The following is a 23,466-nucleotide window of genomic DNA, read 5'->3' as shown; positions in this document are numbered from 1 at the left end:
GGTGTGTGTCGTGGCAAAAAACGTTCAACGTGTCGGTATTGAAAATGGGCGCGCCGCTTTTGCGTTTGAAGCGGTGAAAAAAGTAAAGGAAGATAAACGTATCAGCAATTTTGAAAACTATCGGTCTTACGTCAAAAAAATGCCATCCCTTATTCAAGTAAACGGATTTGGGCAAGCAATGGCATTTTGTTATCAAAAAGGAAAAGAATATGGCGCGATTTATCAGGCTCTCCACGAATGGTTTCAAGAAAAATACCCTCATGCATTTCAAGATGACAAAAAGGAATTCGTCCAAGTGGTGATTAACCTTCTAAGCGAAGAATACCGTCTTTGGACGATGGAAGCGTTGGCACTGTTGAATTGGATGCGAAAGTTTGTCGATGGAATGGCAAAAGAGAACGGAACAGAGAAAGACGAATAAAGGAGGGAGGGGGGATGTTTCTCCATCCAAAAGATACGCAAGAGGTGATCCGCAGTGTTGACAAGCAGCAAATCGCCCATCTTGCTTATCATATGCACTACTGTTTGAAACATACATGGAATGAACAGAAAACAAGATACGAGATACTAAAAAAGATAGAAACAATTCCTGTGAATCGTGATTTGCAGGAAATCGCAAACGATGTCGCTCGACAGCGTGAGCATGCGTTTGTTCATTTGGCACAAACAGGGTATGTCAAAAAGCTAAAAGCACGCCCAATTGGGAAAATCGTTCATGGGCTAGGCGCAGGTCATGTGCGGGAAACATCATTGACAATTCATCCCGTATACGGTGTTCCGTACATTCCAGCTTCCAGCGTAAAAGGGGTTGTCCGTCACTGGTTTATCGAAGCGTATTGTGATGGAAAAGAAGAAAACTTGTCATCCCACGAAACAGGCGCGCTCGTGTTCGGAACGCAGGAGCGACGAGGAGTCATTCAATTTCACGACATCTTTTTGACAAACAGGCTGAAGCTCGTTCCCGATATGTTAACCGTACATATGAAAAAATATTATGAGAAAAAACAAGCGGCAACAGACGATCAATTCCCGACACCAGTTATGTTTTTTACTGTAGTGGTGTCGGATGTCGACATCTATATAACATGTGATCATGTTATTAGTCTAACGACAGAACAAGCAAAACAGCTGTTAGACAAAGCCGCTTCGTGGACGATCAGTGCATTGACCGAACTCGGGATCGGTTCCAAAACATCGTCAGGGTATGGGTATTTTACTAATATCCAAGATGTTACGGAATCCGATTTTCTTCCTCTTGTCGAAAAAGAAAAAGAGCGGGAAGCAAAAAGGCTTTTAGAAGAACGAGAAAAAGAAGAAGAACGCCAAAGACAAGAGGAAGAAGCTCGTTTAGCACAGCTTCCTCCAGAAGAACGACTAGTGCGGCAAATTGAAATGCTTACCAATAGCCAGCAAGATCAAGAAAAAAGTAAATCTGTGCTGTATCAAGAGGTTATCGTGCAACAAAACAAACTGGCCGCACAAGCACTTCAAGCCTATTGGCAACGCATCGGACAATGGAATGTAAAACCAAGCAAGCAAAAACAATATGAAAAAGTACAAGCGATTCGGTCGTTGTTAGAGAGCTAATTCGTGTCGTCGACCTCCAATCGTGCAAAAAGTGCGGGGGATCGACGACAGTTTCTTTTTCTCTTTCCTTCTCACAGCCATCAGCTATTCTCTCTATTGACGGAATTTTCAAAATGGAGTATCCTGAACTTGCCCTGCTTTGAAAATTGTTAATGTATCAATGCATTTTGGGGTTTTTATCTTAACTATGAGGAATTGAAACACCACAACACCAACCTCGGTACCATCAGGCGCAGTCGTTTTTATCTTAACTATGAGGAATTGAAACTTTGTTCCAAAATGCTTCCACTGTCGAAGCAAAAGGTTTTTATCTTAACTATGAGGAATTGAAACGAGCTTGTCTTTAACCAAGCCGATATTCCGTATTCGATGTTTTTATCTTAACTATGAGGAATTGAAACCTTTTAGTAACTAACCTACTCATCACAAAGAGTCCGTTTTTATCTTAACTATGAGGAATTGAAATCAAAGTATCATTAAGCCCCTAATGAACTCGGGCACTCTATAAAGTTGTTTTTTGTATTTTTATAATCGAAGTGACTAAACGAAGAATGGAACCTTTTAAGATAAAAATAGGCAGTGAATGTTATTAGAAGCTGTTGGTATAAGAGACCTGTAGGAGAGAAATGTACAAATAAAGGAGTAGAAGAAAGTAAGGTTGTTGAGAAGATACAAGAAATGGTTAGGGAGTACAGGGATGAGTTAGTTACAGCTATAAACAAAGGAGAGGGAGGAGATATTGCTAAGGAAAGAGGCAATATTAAAAGAGATTGCACCTACAGAAAGAGCTACAAAAGGAAAAAACAGATTATCGAGAGCTATGGATGCTTATGATAATGAAGATTATACAAGATGAATATTTGGAAAGGAAAGAGAAATATAAGAATCAGCAAAAAAATATTGAAAGTGAGATAGATCTTTTAAATAAGAACTGAAAAAGTTGGATGCTGTTAAGGATATGGATAAGCTTAGGTATCTTGACTATGTGTTGAATTACTTTGACAGGGTTACAAAAGAAGAGGATAGAAACAATATACTTAAAGGCAATAATAAGTCATGTAGACCTTACAAGAGAATCTGATAAAGATGAGGGAGAAATGACTGTAAATTTTCATTAAGCCTTGTTGGATTAGATTGAGACCTTAAAACACAGATATAGATATATAAAGGAGGTGATTGCCACCATGACTAAGGATAAAAAAGCCAATAGACTTATACAGGAAAAATCACCTTACCTATTGCAGCATGCCTACAATCCTGTAGATTGGTATCCATGGGGAAATGAAGCATTTGAAAAGGCTAAATCTGAAAATAAGCCAGTATTCGTTAGTATCGGCTATTCAACATGTCATTGGTGCCATGTAATGGAGAGGGAGTCGTTTGAGGATCCTGAAGTGGCGGAGTTGTTAAATCAATATTTTGTGGCAATTAAGGTGGATCGGGAGGAGCGGCCGGATATTGATTCGGTTTATATGACCGTGTGCCAGCTGATGACCGGTCAGGGCGGATGGCCGTTGACGGTGTTTTTGACTCCGGACAAAAAGCCGTTTTATGCCGGCACCTATTTTCCAAAAAACAGTCAGTATGGCCGGCCGGGACTGATGGACATTTTGCCGCAATTGCATCAAGCGTATCATCAAGATCCGGAGAGAATCGCTGATATAGGTAGCCGATTAGTGGAAGCATTGAAAGAAGAGGCGGGCCGAAAGAGCGAGGGAGAGGTCACGGAAGAAGCTGTTCATAAAGGGTTTCAGCAGCTTGCTGGAAAATTCGACAGCCTTTACGGTGGATTTGGAGAGGCACCGAAATTTCCAAGTCCCCATCAATTACTGTTTTTGTTCCGCTATTACCATATGACCGGCGAGGAATCCGCGCTCAAGATGGCGGAAAAAACGCTTGATTCGATGGCTGCGGGCGGTATTTACGACCATATCGGCGGTGGTTTTTCGCGTTATTCTACGGATGGAATGTGGCTGGTTCCCCACTTTGAAAAGATGCTGTATGACAACGCACTGTTGATGTACGCTTATACGGAAGCTTATCAAATCACGAAGAACGAACGGTATCGCCGGATCGTGTTAGAAATAGCCGATTTCGTCGCCAGAGAGATGACTCATCCGGAAGGCGGATTTTATTCAGCGATTGACGCTGATAGCGAAGGCGAAGAAGGAAAATTTTATGTGTGGAGCAAAGAAGAAATCATGGATGTGTTAGGCGAGGAAACGGGAACGATTTTTTCCGAGCTGTATCATGTCACCGATCAAGGCAACTTTGAAGGGAAAAATATTCTTCATTTACTTCAAACCGATCTTGAAACAATCGCGGCGAACCACGAGCTAAGTATAGAAGAATTAGAAAATCTTATGTCAAAGGCGAAACAGTTTCTTTTTCAGGCAAGGGAAAAGAGAGTGAAACCACATGTCGATGATAAGGTTTTAACCTCTTGGAACGGGCTGATGATCGCCGCCCTGGCAAAGGCAGGTTCTGTTTTCGATGATCCCGGCTTGTTATCTCAAGCCCGCAAAGCAATGGATTTTCTTGAAAAATATGTGTGGAAAGAAAAGAGATTAATGGCCCGTTTTAGAGAGGGTGAAGCGAAATACCGCGGTTATTTGGATGATTATGCTTTTTTGTTGTGGGGTACTTTGGAATTGTTTTTGGCAGAAGATGATCTTCATATGCTTTCATTTGCGATTGAGTTGAAAAATGCCCTGTTTGAACGGTTTTGGGATGAAAACGGCGGCTTTTTCTTTACAGACCGTGACGGTGAAGAACTGTTGGTACGAGAGAAGCCAGGTTATGATGGAGCTTATCCTTCCGGGAATAGCGTTGCTGCTTATCAGCTTTGGAGATTGGCGAAATTAACGGGGGATATAGAATTAATGAAGCGTGTAGAAATGTGTGTGCGCTCGTTTTCAAAAGAACTGAACGCTTTTCCTGTATCCATGCTGTATATGTTGGAGGCGGCGATGGCGTTGTTTGCCCAAGGCCGAGAAGTGATCGTAATCGGTTCTAACGGTTCAGAAAAGAGAGCTGTATTGTGGCGATGCCGGGAAGAATTTCTTCCGTTTGATGTATGGTCCGGGCATCGACCGGAATGGCTGGAAGGAGCTGCAAAGCAAAAAGAGACTGATTTACTTGTTTTTATTTGTGAAAACCAGGCTTGCAAAATGCCAATGGAAGACCTTTCTACCGCTTTAAAAGCAATATCAAGGTCTTAATGTTCTAGTAAACGGTTTTACAGGAAAAATCTAATGGAATCATCATGTACTTGGAAGAACAACGGCTTACGAACTGCGTTGTTCTTTTTTTGTACCCATCTCGGGTGCAGATTATCGTTTTGATCCTATTTCGGATTCTGCAGGCAATTTTTACAAGAGTACATTTCTCATATCTTTTTTTAAAAAATGAATTGGTTCTCGACATTTGTATATTTGAGGGCAAAGAATGGCGGGAAAAATCATGATTTCAAAGATAAAAGAAATGGAATAAATAGTGACAATGGAAATATGATTATAGTTAATAGGGCGTCTCCATCAATGGAAGACGAAGACCAATTTTAAAAAACGAAATTCGGAATAATCATAAAAAAGAATATAGCAGAAAAGAGGTTCAACAATTATGAAAATGCTTTCGTTTTAGGACGATGAGGTGGAGCTCATAATAGAGTCGATTCATACAATCGAACACGTTCATGTAATAAAATACCTAAAAGAATAATCGAAATGTCGAAAGAATTAGGGTTATTTGGATAGAGCATTCCGGAAGAATATGGAGGACTTGGTATAAACATGGTTGGCAAGCGTGTTCTTTATGAAAAAATAGGCGGCAACACATAACGGTTATACGACACTCATTGGAGCCCACACAGGAATTGGAACAGTCGGGATTGTAGAAATAGGAACGGAAGAACAAAAAAGAAAATATTTACCTGATATGGCTAGCGGTGAACGAATCGGAGCTTTTGCACTTACAGAGCCTGAAGCAGGGGTGAATGCAGCGAACTTAAAAACAACGGCGGTAAAAAAAGGCGATAAATATATTTTAAACGGGATAAAACATTATATTACGAATGCAACAGAGGCAGATATTTTTACAGTGATGGCCGTCACCGATCCATCAAAAGGAGCGAAAGGAATCACAAGTTTTATTGTCGAAAAAGACTTCCCAGGGTTTCACGTAGGGGCGGTTGAAAACAAAATGGGATTGCGCGGCTCTCATTCTGCGGAAATTATTTTAGAAGATTGTGAGGTACCTGTACAAAATGTTCTTGGAGAAGAAGGTCAAGGATATGTGAACGCCTTAAAGATTTTAGTGAATGGCGGGCAGGCTTAGCGGCCAGAAATTTTGGATCCTGTCAAAAACGGCTGGATATGTCTATATATCATGCGCCTGAACGAATTCAATTTGGCGTGCCGATTATAGAAAGCGATTGCTCATATGTTAGCAGAAATGGCGATGGAAATCGAAGTGTTAAGATCTTTTACGTATAGAGTCGCTTGGATGGTTGACCAAAAAATGAAAGTCATTAAAGAAGCGGCAATGTTGAAACTATACGGCTCTGAAGTTTCTAACCGTGTTGCTGATAAAGCTGTACAGATTCACGGCGGACTAGGATATATGGCCGACTATCCGATCGAGAGGTTTTATCGAGATGCTCGCATTACACGAATTTATGAAGGAACAAGCGAAATTCAAAAAAATATTATTGCTGGCCAATTAAAAAAAGAATATCAAATAAAGAAAGGAACAACAGCCAATGTTTAAGGAGTCAGTCATTGTCAGTGCAGTACGTACACCGATTGGAAAATATGGTGGATCGTTAAAGTCTATTAACTCGGGTTTCCTAGCATACTATGCCATAAAAGAAGCACTGAATCGTATTTCATTACCTCCTGAATTAGTAGATGAAGTGATTTTGGGAGAAGTAAGGCAAACGACAGAATCATCGAACGTTGCACGTGTTGCCGCTTTACGAGCCGGTATTCCAGTTGAATCCCCTGCTTTTACTATAAATCGTTTATGCGCTTCTGGAATGCAGGCCATTGCTTCAGCTGTACAACAAATTGCGTTCGGCCAAGCAGAAATAATTGTGGCGGGCGGGACAGAAAATATGAGTCGTTCCCCCATTTATTTGCGAAATGCAAGATTTGGAGATGGTACACCACATTTAGTAGATTCAAACTTAGAAGCCGGCCAGCAGCCTGCTGAAATTTATGGAGACCAATTAGGGATGGGGATTACAGCAGAAAATGTTGCGGAACAATTCAAAATTTCAAGAGAAGACCAAGATGCCTTTGCATTAGAAAGTCAACAGAAAGCACAGAAAGCGATTCAAAACGGTACATTCAGAGAAGAAATTGTTCCTGTATTAGTCAAAGAAAAGAAAAAAGAATTTTTATTTGATCAAGATGAACATCCTCGGCCAGATACAACGATAGAGAAACTCGCGTCATTACAGCCAGTTTTTCGTGAAAACGGTACTGTCACAGCTGGCAATGCATGTGGGAGAAATGATGGGGCATGCGCATTAGTGATTATGTCAATAGATAAGGCCAATGAGTTAGGATTCAAACCACTTGCGAAAATAAAAGGTTGGGCTGCTGCAGGAGTGGACCCGCGAGTGATGGGGATAGGGCCTGTCCCGGCTGTTCAAAAGCTTCTAAAAAATGTACAAGTCCCTTTAAAAGAAATCGGTTTAATTGAACTCAACGAAGCCTTTGCGTCACAAGCAATCGCTGTTATACGCGAGCTTCATTTAGACATGAAGAAAGTCAATGTCAACGGAGGGGCTATTGCACTTGGGCACCCGCTGGGAGCGACAGGAGCACGAATTACAACGACATTGCTATATGAAATGAGGCGTCGAAATGAACAATTTGGACTTGCTGCTCTTTGTGTAGGCGGCGGTCAAGGTATGGCCATTTTATTAGAAAACGTGGAGTAATGAAAGAAAGCAGGTTTTTTTCCATTCATTCGTGAGGATAAAGATAAAGGGCAGTGAGCTGTTTTTTGAAGATATAGATAAGAAGCGAGGGAGGCAATTGTCTCCTTTTTTTATTTTAAGGCTATTGGCGATGCAGAAGCTTGTACAGAAAGAAAATCGGTTTTTGCCAAACTTACGTAAGAAGCCATTGGTATTCATTGGATTCTTTTTTGGTACGCGGTTCGCTGCGGCGATAATGCAAAATTGAATGAAAATTAAATTTTTACAAAATTTTATTGTAAAACAAGAGTAAAAAATGTATAATGTCTATTATACAAAAACAAATGTACACCATAAAAATACACGGGGTGAAAAATAGATGAAAGAGAGTATCTCAATCGGTCTCCTAGGTCTGGGAACAGTTGGATCGGGCGTAGTGAAACTCGTTCAAAACCATCAAGAACAGCTCGTTCATCAACTTGGTTGTTCCTTGACCATCCATAAAGTGCTTGTGCGGGATATAGAAAAAGAAAGAGAAGTTGACATTCGTAGAGAAATTCTGACCACCGATTATAAAGAAGTCGTGCTCAATCCTGAGATTGACATCATTGTAGAAGTGATGGGCGGGATTGAAGACACGAAGAAATATATTTTAGAAGCTTTTCAAGCGAAAAAACATGTAGTAACCGCCAATAAAGACTTAATCGCCCTTTATGGTTCCGAATTGCAAGATGCCGCGACGGCAAATGGTTGTGACTTATATTATGAGGCGAGTGTCGCCGGAGGGATTCCCATTATCCGCGGTTTGGCAGACGGTTTAGCTTCTGACAAAATCGAAAAATTGATGGGGATTGTGAATGGAACGACCAATTATATTTTGACCAAAATGGATAAAGAAGGTCTATCTTATGAAACGGCTTTGCAAAATGCACAGAAACTTGGATATGCCGAAGCAGATCCGACCGCTGACGTAGAAGGACTTGATGCGGCCAGAAAAATGGCCATTTTATCGAGATTGGCGTTTTCCATGAATATCGACCTTGAAGACGTAGAAGTGACCGGCATTTCGAAGGTGACAAAAGAAGACTTAAAATATGGCGATATGCTCGGCTATACGATGAAATTAATCGGATATGCCCATCAAGTAGACGGAAAAGCGGAAGTCAGTGTCCAGCCGACGTTCTTGTCCAAAAACCATCCGCTTTCCTCCGTGAACGATGAATACAATGCGGTTTATGTTTACGGGGAGGCGGTGGGAGAAACGATGTTTTACGGACCGGGTGCCGGAAGTTTACCAACCGCAACATCGGTCGTCAGCGATATCGTGGCAGTTGTGAAAAATATGCGCCTGGGAGTAAACGGGAAAAACACGTTGTTGCCGCAGTATGAAAAAAACTTAAAGAAAGCGGATGAACGTCTTGCCAAGTATTTTATCCGCCTTCATGTCCGTGATGAAGTGGGAGCTTTTTCTGAACTGACAAAATTATTTTCCGCTTATTCGATCAGCTTTGAAAAAATTCTCCAACTCCCGCTGGAGGAAAAAGGGCTGGCGGAAATTGTGATCGTCACGCATAAAGCAACGATGGAAAATTACCAAAGTGTATTGCAGCATATTCGAGATTTATCGGTCGTGAAAGGAATTCAAAGTTTTTATCGAGTGGAAGGAGACGGTTTAAAATGAAATGGGAAGGATTGTTAAAAAAGTATAAAGAATTTTTGCCGGTTACAGATCAAACCCCTGAATTAACCTTAATGGAAGGCAATACACCGCTTATTCCTTTAAAACGTTTGTCCCACCAATTAGATTGCCAGCTCTTTGTGAAAGTGGAAGGGGCGAATCCAACGGGATCTTTTAAAGATCGGGGAATGGTGGTGGCGGTAGCCAAAGCGAAAGAAGAGGGGAGCCAAACGATTATTTGCGCTTCGACCGGAAATACTTCCGCTTCGGCTGCGGCTTATGCGGCAAGGGCGGGATTAAAAGCGGTGATTGTGATCCCAAATGGAAAAATCGCTCTAGGAAAACTAGCTCAAGCGATGATGTACGGAGCCGAGATTGTGGCCATCGAAGGAAACTTTGATGAAGCGTTGAAAATGGTGCGTTCTATGAGTGAAAACTCTCCTATTACCTTAGTGAATTCGGTGAATCCATACCGGATTGAAGGACAAAAAACCGCAGCGTTTGAAATATGCGAACAATTAGGCAAGGCTCCGGATATATTGGCGATTCCGGTCGGTAATGCCGGAAACATTTCGGCCTATTGGAAAGGCTTTAAAGAATTTCATGAGAAACGGAAAACGGGATTGCCGAAAATGCATGGATTTGAAGCGGAAGGAGCAGCAGCGATTGTGCAAAATAGAGTGATTGAACATCCGGAGACAGTCGCGACCGCTATCCGAATCGGGAATCCTGCGAGCTGGGAAAAAGCAGTGAGGGCTCGCGATGAATCCAACGGGAAAATCGATTTTGTAACGGATCAAGAAATTTTAGAAGCATTTCAACTGTTGGCGAAAGAGGAAGGCCTTTTTGTCGAACCAGCTTCAGCAGCATCGATTGCCGGCATCATAAAACAGCGAAAAACGGGTGAAATTCCGGCCGGAAGCACTATCGTTGCCGTTTTGACAGGCAATGGACTGAAAGATCCTGAAACCGCTATTCAACGCATTCAAAAGAAACCGGTCGTCCTGCCGAATGAGGAAAAGGCCGTATTTGAATACATTGAAGGGGTTGTACATGCATGAGTTCTTCGCTGACGATCACTGTGCCTGCCAGCACGGCGAACTTGGGGCCGGGGTTCGATTCTATCGGCCTCGCTCTTTCTAAATATTTGAAAATTCAAGCGAGTAGAGGAGATCATTGGCATTTTGAGCATTTAAGCCCGGAGTTGAAAGAGCTGCCGAATGATGAATCTCATTTCATTTGCCAAATGGCTCAAAAAACCGCAGCTATATTTAAAGCTCCTCTTCCCCCTTTAACGATCAAAATGCAAAGCGATATTCCGTTAGCAAGGGGATTAGGCAGCAGTGCGGCGGCGGTTGCAGCCGGCATTGAACTGGCCAATCAATTTTGCGGTTTATCTCTTTCAACCGAAGAAAAAATGCAAATCGGTACTCGAATGGAAGGGCATCCGGATAATATAGGCGCCTCGATTTACGGTGGCCTAGTCATCGGCGTCTATGACGGCGAGAAAACAAAATTAGTCCATATCTCCTCATTAGACGTGGATATTGTCGTTTTGATCCCTTCCTATGAATTGAAGACAGAAGAAGCTAGAAAGGTCTTGCCGAATGTATTGGAAAGAAAAAAAGCGGTTCAGGCGAGCGCGCTTTCTAATGTCTTTTTAGCGGCGTTGTTAACCGGGGATTACGAGTTGGCTGGAAATGTGATGGAAAAAGATCTTTTTCATGAACCATACCGAATCCATTTGATTGACCGCTTTGAAGAAATGAGGAAATGCGCCCGCAATAACGGGGCTTTTGGAACGGTCATAAGCGGGGCGGGGCCAGCGGTTCTTTCTTTTGCAGAAAAAGGAAAAGGCGAGAAATTGGCGCAGTCTCTTCAAGCCCGATTTTGGGACTGCGAAATCGAATTGTTATCCGTTGATCAAAACGGAATTCAAGTATCAGAATCAAGTTTTCATCATGATAGTTTAAGTTCGTAAAAATGGGGCTCACTCGTTGCAAAAAAGAGTGAGCCCCATTTTGGTGCGCATGATTATGGGTTATATTGCCACTGCGGAATCTAGGACAAAAGGAAAAAAGCGGCATAAAAACGGCCTTTGATTTTGTTCGTTGATTTGTCATCGGCTGGTTAAGCGATCCGAAGCTTCGTCCTTTTAGTAGGAAGTCCATCAATAGAATAAATAGGATCCGAAAGGAATGGGAATAAAAAGAAACCAGCCTTTTAAAGGGAAAACTTTCATCGAGGAGGCATTTGTTGTTTTAAATGAATAGCCTTTTGGACAGTCATGATGAAATCACTTTTTTATTTTCTTTTTATTCTTTATAATCTAAATTATTGTAAAATGATGTAGTCCATACTTTTTATTATGGTGAAACAAAATTTGTTTGAAAGAGGGAACAAAGTGAATCAAAATCAATCGTTTCGACTGCTTTGGATTAGCCAATCTATCGCTAACTTAGGGGATTCATTCTATATATTAGCTATTGTGACTTTCATTTATAATCGAACAGGTTCAGCTGCTTTCGCAGGGCTTTTTCCCATATTGCGGGTATGTGCGCAGGCGATAAGCGGCCTGGCAGCACCTTTGCTTATGGATCGCTTGCGGCTTGGCACTCTTTTATGGATGGCTGAAATGGGTCAAACCATTTGTTTCGGATCGATGTGTATTCTCTATTTTTTCTTGCCTTCCCAATGGTTGATTCCAGCGGTTCTGTTTTTAGTATTTGCCATTTCGATGCTGCATGGCTGGGCCATTCCGGTTAGAAATGCACTTGTCCCTCGCCTGGTTCCTTCTCATTTATTAGTGAAGGCCAACAGTTTACTGGCTACCTCGGATCAAATTGTATTGCTGGTTGGCTGGTCATTAAGCGGGATTTTGGTTGCCGAATGGGGAGTCATACGAGTGTTGGGAATAAATGCCATCATGATGTTTTTCTCTACTTTGGCTCTCCTTTTTGTGAAAGATCCTTCCGCGAACGTTTCTGCCCAGCCAGAAAGTCAAAAACGATGGGATCGTATGAAAGAAGGATGGATCACGATCTGGGGGAATCCAATCCTCCGTACTTTATCTTATATGGAAATCATCAGTGGACTTGGAGAAAGTATATGGGCCGGATCCATTATTTTAGTGTTTGTGAAAGAAGTATTACACAAAGGAGAGGATTGGTGGGGTTTTATCAATGCCAGTAATTTTGCCGGAACCATCCTAGGAGGACTGCTCATTTGGAAACTGTCCAAAAAGATTGAAAATCGAATGTTGTTCACTATGTTGATCAGCTCTTTCAGTATCGGCGTTTTGACAATAGCCTTTACCTACTCATCCAATCCATGGTTTGCCTTAGGAGTAGCTTTGATTATGGGGCCGCCCTATCAGGCGCGAAGCATTGCACAAAGAACTCTTTTGCAATTTCATACACCTGAAGTATTATTACCGAAAGTGTTCGCTGCATTTGGAACCATCCTCTTTGTCACATTTGGATTTTCGGTTCTGTTAATGGGCTGGATGGCAGACCAATGGGGGATTCGTTTTGTTTACATGTCGACAGCCGGATTATATGTTTTATCAGCTTTTTTGACTCTGATGATGATGAAAAAAGCATCCAGGTCGATTCAAACGCAGAAAGAAGAAAGATATATGAATAAGATTGAATGATCGGACGGTTCAGTGGAGGTGAATAACATGATTGATTGAAAAAATATAGACAAAAAAGGGTGAAATGGATGATGACAATATGAATTGCCTCTTGACGTTAGGCAAGCCTTGAGATACTCAAGATAAAAGTTTCCCTTGACTAAAATTCTTTCTGTAGTACAATAAACACGAGAAACTTTTTCTGTGTGTTTGCATATATTGGGTTCTAAATGTGGAGTAATTTTTTTTACCTCAAAAGTTTCCTTTGTGCAAAATGTTTAGTACAAACCAAAAACGAGGTGATGATGATGGGTAATGAAGCGAAAAAACTGTCGCTGGCAGTGGATGAAGGCTGGAGAAAGAAAAGGACACAACCGACGTTGCCTGAAGTCTATCGAAGTTTGCGTATTCCAAAAACCGGTTCTTGGATAAAAAAGTTTCTTGCGTTTGCCGGACCAGGATACTTAGTAGCGGTGGGTTATATGGACCCAGGTAACTGGGCGACTGATATTGCGGGTGGTTCCCAGTTTGGATACACGTTGCTTTCTGTGATTTTGCTTTCCAATTTAATGGCTATATTGCTTCAAACATTAGCTGGAAAACTGGGGATTGTAACGGGTAGGGATTTGGCACAAGCGTGTCGAGATCATTATAGTAAGCCTGTGGCCATGATCTTGTGGATTTTATGCGAGTTGGCGATCGCGGCTTGTGATTTAGCGGAAGTGATCGGTTCAGCCATCGCTTTGAATTTATTGTTTGGAATTCCGTTGCTGTATGGTGTCATGATTACGGCCTTGGACGTACTCGTCGTATTGTTATTGCAGAATAAAGGTTTTCGTTATATTGAAACATTGGTGATTATTCTCATTCTAACCATTGGTGCTTGCTTTGCGACTGAATTTTTTCTTTCAAAACCAGATGTGGGGGGCGTATTAAAGGGGTTTGTTCCAAGCAAAGAGATCATAAGCAATCCATCCATGCTCTATATCGCAATCGGTATTTTAGGCGCAACCGTCATGCCTCATAATCTTTATTTGCATTCTTCTATTGTGCAAACAAGACAATACGAACAAACCAAATCGGGGAAACGGCAAGCAATTAAATATGCTACTTGGGATTCAACCATTGCTCTTTTCTTCGCTTTATTTATCAATGCTTCTATCCTGATTGTTTCGGCTGCTACATTTCATAAAGCAGGGATGACGAACGTGGCGGAGATTGGAGATGCTTACCACTTGCTTTCTCCACTGCTTGGAACAACGCTTGGAAGCATTCTGTTTGGGGTTGCCTTATTGGCTTCCGGCCAGAACTCGACGTTGACAGGTACTTTAGCTGGTCAGATTGTAATGGAAGGTTTTCTTAATATCCGACTTCCCGGCTGGTTAAGAAGGCTGATCACTCGATTGATTGCCATTATTCCGGCGGTCATTGTAACGGCCATTTACGGTGAAAGCGGTACGGCTCAATTGCTTATTCTAAGCCAGGTGATTCTTTCTTTGCAGCTCTCTTTTGCAGTCGTTCCTCTTGTTCAATTCACGAGCGACAAAAAGAAAATGGGGGAATTTGCTAACCCATTATGGTTAAAAGTTCTCGCCTGGATCGTTGCGATTGTGATTATCAGCTTAAACGCCTATTTATTGTTTCAAACATTCTTTCATTAAAGACCGGCTTCTAAATTTTCTTTTAAAAGCAAACTGATATACTCTCTTAATATTAAAATCTTTTTTACTAGATAACTCTAGCCATTCTCCTAAACATTTGAATCATCTCGAATTTTGGGGCACAAAAAAATCCGCTTGATGGCAAGCGGCAAAAAGAGAAAAGGATGAGGAAACCTACTACTTACTATAATCATAATCAACATATAGTATGAATGTTATATTCTATACTATATGTTGTGTTGATTGAATTGTAACAAATGAATGACAATATTTCAATGTTTTTTCAGATAAATATTGAAAAATTTTTCAATGGCTAGTTGTATAATCAAATGCAACAAGCATAAAAAATGAAAAACCATAGATAAACCACGTATGATTAAGTCGACTAAAACAATATCGATACGGAGGATTTATCTATGGCAATTACTAATTCTACCATAGGAGCTCGGCATTTCAAACACTTAACGGCTTATGACCGTGGGAAAATTGCGGCCTTACACGCTGCTGGTAAGACTCAACAGGAGATTGCAGATTATGTTGGTTGTCACAAAAGCACCATCTCCCGTGAGTTAAGAAGAGGTACAGTGCCACAAAGAAAAAGCAACGGGAAAATTGTTCATGTCTATTTTCCAGACACAGGTCAACTTCTCTATGAGAGAAACAGGAAAGCCTGTGGCCGCAAGCTAAAACTAGACGATGCCATCGAGTTTATTAAGTATGCCGAAACTCAGATCCTTGATAAGAAATGGTCTCCTGATGCGGTATGTGGGAGAGCCAAACGTGATGGGAAATTCAAAGACAAAATGGTTTGCACCAAGACCCTTTATAACTATATTGATCTAGGACTTATAGGCGTTAAAAACATTGACCTACCTATGAAAATTACCCTGAACACCAAGAAAAAACGTAACCGGAAGAATAAGAAGATCTTAGGACGCAGTATCGATGAGCGACCAATTGAAGTCAATGAACGCCAAGAGTTTGGTCACTGGGAAATTGATACGGTTATAGGCAAGAAGACTAAAGATCAGGCCTTATTGACTCTTACTGAGCGCAAAACCCGTAAAGAAATAATTTTGAGAGTGACAGCCAAGGATAGTCTATCCGTTTCAGAAGTCATATCTCAGTTGAAAGTGTCTTATGGTAATCGGTTCTCTAAAGTGTTTAAAACCATTACGGCTGATAACGGTTCTGAATTTGCTGACCTCGGCCTTAGTGTTGAAAAAGATCTAACAGAGGTTTATTTTACACACCCTTACACATCCTGTGAACGAGGAACCAACGAGCGTCATAATGGCCTTATTAGGCGCTTCATACCAAAGGGGAGACCCATTTCCTCTGTGGCAGACGAAACCATTACCTATGTTGAAAATTGGTGTAACCATCTTCCAAGGAAGATCCTCAATTATCGTACACCTGAGGAGTGTTTCCAAATAGAGTTAGCTGGCTTAGCTTCTTAACCTTAAGCCAGCTAACCCAAAGGGTTGGTTTTTAGCAACTTGACAAAGAGCCTCTGCGGGCATGGCTACCAGCCATGAAGCCAGGTATACGGTACTGGCTGGGCCAACCAGGCTACCATGCCCGCCACTCCACGTCAAGTCGCGCAGAGTGTCCCGATTCTACTTAATCATGGGTTATCTGGTCTTTCAATACTTGTTGCATTTAATATTGCAATTTAAGAAAATTTTTCAATAAAAACTATTAAATTTACCTTTTGATTGTAAATATCCCTATAAGCGGATCTCATCTTGTCCATTTTCAAGTGAGATTCGATTTGAATGGGTCCTGATTATGCGGAAAAGTGGAAATTCAGCCGTTTAAGAGAGAATTTTCTGCTCATATTGGATTTAGGTTCAATTTCTGTTTGACATTTTAAAAGAGTTTTATTAACATATGTCTTAAGAAAAATGAACGGAAATCAGCGATGAGGAAGAAGAGTAGCTTATCGTTTCTGCTCAGAGAACCGGTGGCTGGTGTAAACCGGTGAGAAATGGTAAGTGAATGGGCTTCCGAGCTCCAAACCGAAATGCAGACAAAGTAGGCTTTGGCGGTTTCCACTCCGTTACAGTGGAGGATGGGTAAACGACTGCCCATCCGGTGAGTGGATTGCGTAAAAGCAATCAACAAAGGTGGCACCGCGGGCTCCTCGTCCTTTGTAGATGAGGGGTCTTTTTGTATTTCTCTTTATAAATTGAATAGAGGATAAATCGATGAGCAAGAAGAGTACGTTCAGCCGATTCGTTACAGAGAACCGGGCAAGGTGAGAGCCGGTGCGATACGCTGTTCGGAATGGCCTTGCGAGAGGCGTCCTGAACTTTTAGTAGGGATGCCCGGGTTTCCGCCGTTAAAAGGATAGAGCATCGGAAAAGTTCCTGTGCTCGAAAAGGGGAAGCTTTTGCTTCAATCGAGGTGGCACCGCGGCGTAGTTCGTCCTCCAACCATACAGGCATTCCTGTGTGATTGGAGGACTTTTTTCTTTTAGAAAAGATGAGGAAGGTGAGTCTAGTTGAGTGTAGTGCGAGAAAAGAATTTTGTTATGAAAGAAATTGAGGGGGATCTGCTGACCCCTGTGGCGGTGTTTAAAAAGTTAGATGGGCAGAAAAAGTTTTTATTGGAAAGTTCTTTTAAACATGAAGAGAGAGGCCGTTATTCATTTTTAGGCATGAATCCTTATATGGAATTCATTGCGGAAAATGGAAAAATAACGGTCCGTGATCTGATTGCCAAAGAAACGGAACAATCAGAAGGAGATCCTTTTAAAAAGCTGGAAAGCTATTTTCCAAAACAAGATGACGAGAACCTGCCTTTTCCTTTTATTGGAGGAGCTATCGGATACATTGGCTACGATTCCATCCGTTATGTTGAGAACATTGGAAACGTACCTCGAGATACAATTCAAATGCCGGATATGCATTTAATGTTTTATGAAAACGTCATTGTATTCGATCATCTTCTCCAAAAAGTGTATATTTTGGCAATGAGTTTAAGCCGTAAAAAGAAACCCGAAGAATTGGAGAAAGAAGTCCATCAATTAGAAAAGATGTTGGATCGTCCTGTTTCAGAAGATTCCATTGAAAGCAATGTGAAAGTTTCCTTTACCTCTAATGTGTCCAAAAGTGAATATTGCCGTATGGTGGAACGGGGGAAAGACTTCATTCGAAAAGGAGATATTTTTCAAGTGGTGCTATCCCAGCGCCTAGAGGCTCCATATAAGGGGAATCCTTTCGATTTATACAGAAAGCTTCGAAAGACGAACCCGTCTCCCTATATGTATTATTTGGACTTTTCGGACTATATTGTCGTGGGCATCTCTCCGGAAAGCTTAATCAAAGTGTCCGGACGCAAATTGATGACGAATCCGATCGCAGGAACCCGTCCGCGCGGCGCAACGGATGAGGAAGATAGAAGATTGGAAAAAGAGCTGCTTTCGGATGAAAAAGAATTGGCTGAACACCGTATGCTGGTGGATCTCGGTCGAAACGATATTGGAAAAGTAGCGGAAATTGGTTCGGTACGCGTGACGAAGGATCAAGTGGTCGAACGATACAAACATGTGATGCACATTGTTTCAGAAGTGACCGGTACGTTGAAGAATGAGGTTCATAGTTTAGAAGCATTGAAAGCGTGTTTGCCGGCCGGAACCGTTTCCGGAGCTCCCAAGATTCGAGCGATGCAAATCATCAATGATTTAGAGCCGGAAAAACGTGGATTATATTCGGGAGCGATCGGATATTTGTCCGCAAGCGGAGACTTGGATTTTGCCATTGCCATCCGCACGATGATTGTGAAAGACGAAAAAGCTTATGTTCAAGCCGGTGCAGGCATCGTCTATGATTCGATTCCTGAGAAAGAGTATGAGGAAACGCTTAATAAAGCAAAAGCATTGCTGGAGGTGGAGTAAATGATTTTATTAATCGATAATTATGATTCTTTTACTTATAATCTTTATCAATTAATCTCGGAATTAGGGAAAAATGTTCAAGTTGTTCGTAATGATGAGATAGTTGTCGAAGAGATTGAAAAAATGGAGCCGGAAGCGATTGTGATTTCGCCGGGGCCCGGTACACCGGATAATGCCGGCATATGCCTGGAATTAATCCGCAATTATTACCACAAAATCCCGATTTTGGGCATTTGCCTCGGACATCAAGCGGTCGCTGCCGCTTTTGGAGCGAAGATTATTCAGGCAAAAACGATTAAGCACGGAAAGACGTCGCTTATCCATCATACTGGTCAAAGCATTTTTTCCGGTTTTTCTGAACCTTTGGAAGTCATGCGCTACCATTCTTTAGCTGTTGATGAAAAGACGCTCCCTTCTAAATTCGAGATTTTAGCGGAATCTACGGATGATGGAGAAATCATGGCCATCAAACATAAAGAATATCCTCTTTATGGGCTGCAGTTTCATCCCGAATCCATCGGTACAAAAAACGGAAAAGAATTGATTCGTCGATTTTTCTTGGAAACAAAAAAGGAGCGGAAGATGAATCATTACTTAAAAAAGCTGTCAGAGCGGCAATCTTTGAATCAAGAAGAAATGAGATCGGCTTCTCGGGAATTGCTGTCAGATGAAATTACAGACAGCGAAGTGGCGGCATTTTTAATGGGGCTAAAAGCGAAAGGAGAAAACGCAGATGAAGTAGCGGCGCTTGTGGAAGTTCTCCGTGAACATGCGCTAGGCATCAAGAAAAAAATTCCGAACGTCATGGATAATTGCGGAACTGGAGGAGACGGAGCCCACAGCTTTAATATTAGTACGACCAGTGCTTTTGTGTTGGCGGGAGGCGGCGTGAAGGTCGCGAAACACGGCAACCGAAGCGTCTCCAGCAAAACGGGCAGCGCCGATGTTTTAGAATATTTAGGAATCTCGCTGGATTTGCATGAAGAGGAAGTCGAAGAGCTGTTGGAAGAAAATCATATTGCGTTTCTGTTTGCGCCGCACGTTCATCCGCGCATGAAAAAAATTATGAAAGTGCGCCGCGATTTAAAGATTCCTACGATTTTTAATTTAATTGGGCCGCTGACCAACCCGGTCGATTTAGATAGCCAGCTTTTGGGAATCTACCGAAGGGATATGCTTGAGATGATGGCAGATGTGCTGAATCGTCTCGGAAGAAAACGAGCTGTCGTTCTTAACGGCGCCGGCTTTATGGATGAAGCTTCTCTTTCTGGAGAAAATCATTTAGTTCTTTTGGAAAATGGCCATGTAGAAAAAATGACGGTGACTCCGGAAAAGGTAGACCTGCCTTATTATTCGAATGAAGCTATTGTGGGCGGTGAGGCCAAAGAAAATGCTGAAATTTTAATCGGTGTACTCAAAGGAGAAAAAGGCGCTTATCGTGATACGGTACTGTTAAATGCCGGTTTAGGCTTTTTTGCGAACGGAAAAGCGGATACCATTCAAGAAGGGATTCGACTGGCGAAAGAAAGCATCGATTCCGGAAGGGCATTATCGGCATTGCAATATTTGATCGACTACAGCGAAAAAAGAAAAAGAGTGGTGATCTAAATGAGCGGAACCATTTTAGACAGAATATTAGAAAAAAAGAAGGATGAAGTGAGAAAACTAAAGGAACAATTCGACGCTGGAAATGAAAGCAAATTTCAAAAAATCTCTTTCTATGATTCCTTTATCCATGCAGACAAAATGAATATTATTGCGGAAGTGAAAAGAGCTTCCCCCTCAAAAGGAAATATCAATCTGGATGTAAATCCTGCTAAACAGGCAAAACATTATGAGGCGAGCGGGGCGAATGCCATTTCCGTTTTAACCGACGAACCTTTTTTTAAAGGAACATTAGCAGACTTAAAAGCAGTTCGCGATGTAGTGGGTTTGCCGATTTTGTGTAAAGATTTCATCATCGACCCCATCCAAATAGATGCCGCCAAACAGGCTGGAGCCAATGTGATCTTGTTGATTGCGGCCGCTTTGGATGATGAGAAACTGAAGTCTTTGTACGAGTACGCCTACAAGCAAGATTTAGAAGTTCTACTAGAAGTGCATAACGAGGAAGAAATGGAGCGGGCGCTTGTTTTGAATCCTTCTGTCATTGGCGTCAATAATCGCAATCTAAAAACGTTTGAAGTAGACTTAGGGGTCACGGAACGACTGTTGTCTCGATTTGGAAAGAATCATGACCGCATTTTTATAAGCGAGAGTGGAATCAAGACGGCGAAAGACGTAGAGCGTGTGCAAAAAGCAGGAGCTAAAGCGATTTTGGTCGGGGAAACGTTGATGCTGGCAGATGACATTCAACTAACGATGAATCAACTAAAAGTCCATTTGAGGTGAAACCGATGTTTGTGAAAATTTGCGGAATAACGGATATAGAAACAGCGTTATTTGCCGCTGAATGCGGGGCGGATGCCATTGGCATGGTGTTTGCGAACAGCAAAAGGCGAGTTTCCTTAAAGAAAGCGAAAGAAATATCCAAAAGCTTGCCGAAAAGTGTTTGGAAAATCGGTGTCTTCGTCAATGAAGATCCTGATATTGTTCGAAACATCGCAAAAGAAGCAGATTTGGATTTTGTTCAGCTGCATGGGGAGGAGACTCCGGAATACTCGAGATCTTTAGGTGTTCCTGTCATTAAAGCCTTTGGGTTGAGCAAAGAGACAAACGAACGTGAGATGGCAGACTTTCCGGCTAGTTATTTGTTGGTAGACAGCCCAAAGGGAGCTTATTACGGAGGAAACGGAAAAACATTTGATTGGAGTTTAATAGAAGAAAAACGATTGAAAAAAGAAAATTTGATCATTGCCGGCGGGTTAAATCCGGAAAATGTTCAGCAAGCCATTCAAGCCATACAGCCATTTGGTGTCGATGTGTCAAGCGGCGTAGAGACGGAGGGGCGCAAAGACCGCCGGAAAATCAAATTGTTTATAGATGAAGCAAAAGGAGTGCAAAAAAGATGAGTACGTATGTTCAACCAGATGAAAAAGGATATTTTGGGCCGTTTGGAGGCCGCTTTGTTCCGGAAACGTTAATGAGAGCTGTCCAGGAATTGGAAATCGCTTATGAAGAAGCGAAAAACGACGAAAACTTTTTGCAAAAGCTGCGCTATTACTTAAAAGAATACGTAGGGCGACAAACGCCGCTCTACTATGCTAAAAATCTAACGGAAAAACTCGGAGGCGCGAAAATCTATTTGAAGCGCGAAGATTTGAACCATACGGGAGCCCATAAAATCAACAATACGATCGGGCAGGCGCTTCTTGCGTTGCGAATGGGAAAAAGAAAGGTGGTAGCAGAAACAGGAGCAGGCCAGCACGGTGTAGCGACGGCGACCGTTAGTGCCCTGCTAAATATGGATTGTATCATCTTTATGGGGGAAGAGGATGCTCGCCGCCAGAAGCTGAATGTGTTTCGAATGGAGCTTCTTGGCGCAAAAGTTGTCAGTGTGCGTCAAGGAAGCGGCACATTGAAAGACGCGGTTAATGAAGCGCTTCGCTACTGGGTGGCGAATGTGGAAGATACTCATTATATTATGGGATCGGTTCTTGGCCCTCATCCATTTCCAAAAATAGTACGCGATTTTCAAAGTGTAATCGGAAAGGAAACAAAACAACAAATCATCGAAAAAGAAGGAAAGCTTCCGGATGCTATTGTAGCCTGTGTCGGTGGGGGCAGCAATGCGATGGGGATGTTTTACCCATTTTTGGAAGATGAGTCCGTCCGCTTGTTCGGTGTCGAGGCAGCCGGAAGCGGACTAGATACCGGCAAACATGCTGCTACACTCACGAAAGGATCAGTCGGAATTTTACACGGGTCGAAAATGTATTTATTGCAGGATGAAAATGGGCAAATTCAGGAAGCCCACTCCATTTCAGCGGGATTGGATTATCCCGGAGTAGGTCCCGAACATAGCTTGTTAAAAGAAATCAAAAGAGTCCATTATACATCGGTGACCGATCAAGAAGCGCTGGAAGGATTTCAAACGTTGACGAAAACGGAGGGGATTATTCCGGCGTTGGAAAGTTCCCATGCGGTGGCGCATGCATTGAAATTAGCGCCGACGATGAAGCCGGAAGAAGTGTTGGTGGTTTGTTTGTCCGGACGAGGAGATAAAGACGTTGAAACGGTTCAAGCTGTGTTGAAAGGGGAAGAAAAATGACGGCTCTATCGATTGCAGAAGCATTTCATCAATTAAAACAAAACAACGAAAAAGCGTTTGTTGCGTATATCATGGCGGGGGACGGGGGTTTGTCCAGTTTAAAAGACAAGGTGCTCTTTTTGGAAAAAGCCGGTGCCAGCATGGTAGAAATCGGCATTCCTTTTTCTGATCCCGTTGCAGACGGCCCAGTTATCCAAGAAGCGGGAAAACGGGCGCTGAAAGAGGGAGTGTCGCTTGCAAAAGTGCTTGCTGAAATTGCCGCTTTTCGTTCTAGTGTCACTATTCCTTTGATTGTGATGACGTATATAAACCCTGTGTATGCATATGGAATCGAACGCTTTGTCAACGATTGCGCCAAAGCGGGCGTCAACGGAGTGATCCTTCCTGACGTTCCTTTTGAAGAACAGGGAATCCTTTCTCAAGAACTAAAAGAAAAGAATATCGATTTGATTCAACTCGTTACGTTGACGAGTCCAGAAGAGCGGAAAAAGAAGATTGCCCAAGCTTCCAATGGATTTCTATATGCGGTGACGGTGACGGGAATCACAGGGCAAAGAAACAAATTGCCGGAGGAATTGTCCGGGTATTTAGAACACTTGAAAAAGATAAGCCCTGTTCCGGTGCTAGCCGGTTTTGGCATTTCCAATCACCGTCAAGTAAAAGAAGTCGGTTCCTATTGCGACGGGGTCATTGTTGGAAGCAAAATTGTCGATCTGTTTCATCAAGGAAAAGAAGAAGAAATAATCGAACTGATTGGCAAGAAAACGGAATCGATTCTTTAAACGGAGATGCATCGTCTTAAATACATTCAAGCAGCGATTTCGAAAAATGGGGAGCTAATCCGTCAGACGGAAAAAAGACGAAGAAAC

The 23,466-nt window shown here is 42.1% G+C and carries 17 protein-coding genes, 1 pseudogene, 1 CRISPR repeat array and 2 other annotated features; all 18 genes and pseudogenes read left to right on the top strand.

Translation table 11 applies throughout. The annotated features are described in order from the left end of the window. Nucleotides 1-10 precede the first annotated feature (10 nt). The 18 genes and pseudogenes from cmr5 (at nucleotide 11) to trpA (ending at nucleotide 23,379) form a co-directional block, all read left to right on the top strand. On the top strand, nucleotides 11-421 hold the full coding sequence (cmr5, locus tag NST81_RS10135) for a type III-B CRISPR module-associated protein Cmr5 (RefSeq protein ID WP_327824160.1): 411 nt from the start codon (nucleotides 11-13) through the stop codon (nucleotides 419-421). A 14-nt stretch (nucleotides 422-435) separates the two neighbouring features. After that, the gene (gene cmr6 / locus NST81_RS10130) at nucleotides 436-1,587 is read left to right on the top strand and encodes a type III-B CRISPR module RAMP protein Cmr6 (protein WP_327824159.1); all 1,152 of its coding nucleotides are present in this window, start codon (nucleotides 436-438) and stop codon (nucleotides 1,585-1,587) included. Between the two features lie 172 nt (nucleotides 1,588-1,759). Then, nucleotides 1,760-2,053: a CRISPR direct-repeat array (repeat unit 30 nt; unit sequence GTTTTTATCTTAACTATGAGGAATTGAAAC). Nucleotides 2,054-2,166: 113 nt separating this feature from the next. Beyond that, complete coding sequence (locus NST81_RS10125; RefSeq protein WP_040342076.1) at nucleotides 2,167-2,421, top strand: hypothetical protein; 255 nt, start codon at nucleotides 2,167-2,169, stop codon at nucleotides 2,419-2,421. A 350-nt stretch (nucleotides 2,422-2,771) separates the two neighbouring features. Then, the gene (locus NST81_RS10120) at nucleotides 2,772-4,808 is read left to right on the top strand and encodes a thioredoxin domain-containing protein (RefSeq protein WP_341029703.1); all 2,037 of its coding nucleotides are present in this window, start codon (nucleotides 2,772-2,774) and stop codon (nucleotides 4,806-4,808) included. 477 nt (nucleotides 4,809-5,285) lie between these two features. After that, nucleotides 5,286-6,354: pseudogene (locus tag NST81_RS10115) on the top strand (acyl-CoA dehydrogenase family protein); the annotation flags it as partial. Continuing rightward, nucleotides 6,347-7,534 carry a thiolase family protein gene (locus NST81_RS10110; protein ID WP_048623448.1) on the top strand — a complete coding sequence of 396 codons (1,188 nt, stop codon included), beginning with the start codon at nucleotides 6,347-6,349 and terminating at the stop codon, nucleotides 7,532-7,534. The pseudogene NST81_RS10115 and the gene NST81_RS10110, both read left to right, overlap by 8 nt. 358 nt (nucleotides 7,535-7,892) lie before the next feature. Next, nucleotides 7,893-9,194 (top strand): homoserine dehydrogenase, encoded by a 1,302-nt coding sequence (locus tag NST81_RS10105; protein WP_004439852.1) that lies wholly within the window; start codon nucleotides 7,893-7,895, stop codon nucleotides 9,192-9,194. After that, the gene (gene thrC / locus NST81_RS10100; protein ID WP_341029699.1) at nucleotides 9,191-10,252 is read left to right on the top strand and encodes a threonine synthase; all 1,062 of its coding nucleotides are present in this window, start codon (nucleotides 9,191-9,193) and stop codon (nucleotides 10,250-10,252) included. Before NST81_RS10105 ends, thrC begins: the two co-directional genes overlap by 4 nt. Further along, the gene (gene thrB / locus NST81_RS10095; RefSeq protein WP_341029698.1) at nucleotides 10,249-11,172 is read left to right on the top strand and encodes a homoserine kinase; all 924 of its coding nucleotides are present in this window, start codon (nucleotides 10,249-10,251) and stop codon (nucleotides 11,170-11,172) included. Before thrC ends, thrB begins: the two co-directional genes overlap by 4 nt. A 423-nt stretch (nucleotides 11,173-11,595) precedes the next feature. Beyond that, on the top strand, nucleotides 11,596-12,846 hold the full coding sequence (locus tag NST81_RS10090; protein ID WP_341029694.1) for an MFS transporter: 1,251 nt from the start codon (nucleotides 11,596-11,598) through the stop codon (nucleotides 12,844-12,846). Between the two features lie 287 nt (nucleotides 12,847-13,133). Next, entirely contained in the window at nucleotides 13,134-14,486 is a 1,353-nt protein-coding gene (locus NST81_RS10085) for an Nramp family divalent metal transporter (RefSeq protein ID WP_174521044.1), read from the top strand. Between the two features lie 416 nt (nucleotides 14,487-14,902). Continuing rightward, the gene (locus NST81_RS10080) at nucleotides 14,903-15,946 is read left to right on the top strand and encodes an IS30 family transposase (protein ID WP_048622401.1); all 1,044 of its coding nucleotides are present in this window, start codon (nucleotides 14,903-14,905) and stop codon (nucleotides 15,944-15,946) included. Nucleotides 15,947-16,401: 455 nt separating this feature from the next. After that, nucleotides 16,402-16,643, top strand: a binding site (T-box leader). Between the two features lie 44 nt (nucleotides 16,644-16,687). Beyond that, nucleotides 16,688-16,924, top strand: a binding site (T-box leader). A 68-nt stretch (nucleotides 16,925-16,992) separates the two neighbouring features. After that, nucleotides 16,993-18,387 carry an anthranilate synthase component I gene (gene trpE, locus NST81_RS10075; protein ID WP_341029690.1) on the top strand — a complete coding sequence of 465 codons (1,395 nt, stop codon included), beginning with the start codon at nucleotides 16,993-16,995 and terminating at the stop codon, nucleotides 18,385-18,387. Beyond that, nucleotides 18,388-19,995 (top strand): bifunctional anthranilate synthase component II/anthranilate phosphoribosyltransferase, encoded by a 1,608-nt coding sequence (locus NST81_RS10070; protein WP_341029689.1) that lies wholly within the window; start codon nucleotides 18,388-18,390, stop codon nucleotides 19,993-19,995. It abuts the gene before it with no gap. Beyond that, nucleotides 19,996-20,778: an indole-3-glycerol phosphate synthase TrpC gene (gene trpC, locus NST81_RS10065; protein ID WP_341029688.1), complete on the top strand. Its 783-nt coding sequence runs from the start codon at nucleotides 19,996-19,998 to the stop codon at nucleotides 20,776-20,778. Between the two features lie 5 nt (nucleotides 20,779-20,783). After that, on the top strand, nucleotides 20,784-21,398 hold the full coding sequence (locus tag NST81_RS10060; protein ID WP_004439831.1) for a phosphoribosylanthranilate isomerase: 615 nt from the start codon (nucleotides 20,784-20,786) through the stop codon (nucleotides 21,396-21,398). Further along, the gene (gene trpB, locus NST81_RS10055) at nucleotides 21,395-22,597 is read left to right on the top strand and encodes a tryptophan synthase subunit beta (RefSeq protein WP_341029685.1); all 1,203 of its coding nucleotides are present in this window, start codon (nucleotides 21,395-21,397) and stop codon (nucleotides 22,595-22,597) included. The genes NST81_RS10060 and trpB overlap by 4 nt, the downstream gene beginning before the upstream one ends. After that, the gene (trpA, locus tag NST81_RS10050) at nucleotides 22,594-23,379 is read left to right on the top strand and encodes a tryptophan synthase subunit alpha (protein WP_048623441.1); all 786 of its coding nucleotides are present in this window, start codon (nucleotides 22,594-22,596) and stop codon (nucleotides 23,377-23,379) included. Before trpB ends, trpA begins: the two co-directional genes overlap by 4 nt. The last annotated feature ends 87 nt before the right edge of the window (nucleotides 23,380-23,466 follow it).

It is taken from the genome of Bacillus sp. FSL W8-0223, assembly GCF_038006805.1.
GTDB classification, from domain to species: domain Bacteria; phylum Bacillota; class Bacilli; order Bacillales; family DSM-4216; genus Bacillus_O; species Bacillus_O smithii.
Note: the sequence above shows the minus strand (reverse complement) of the source record. Positions and strands in the feature narration are given on the sequence as shown.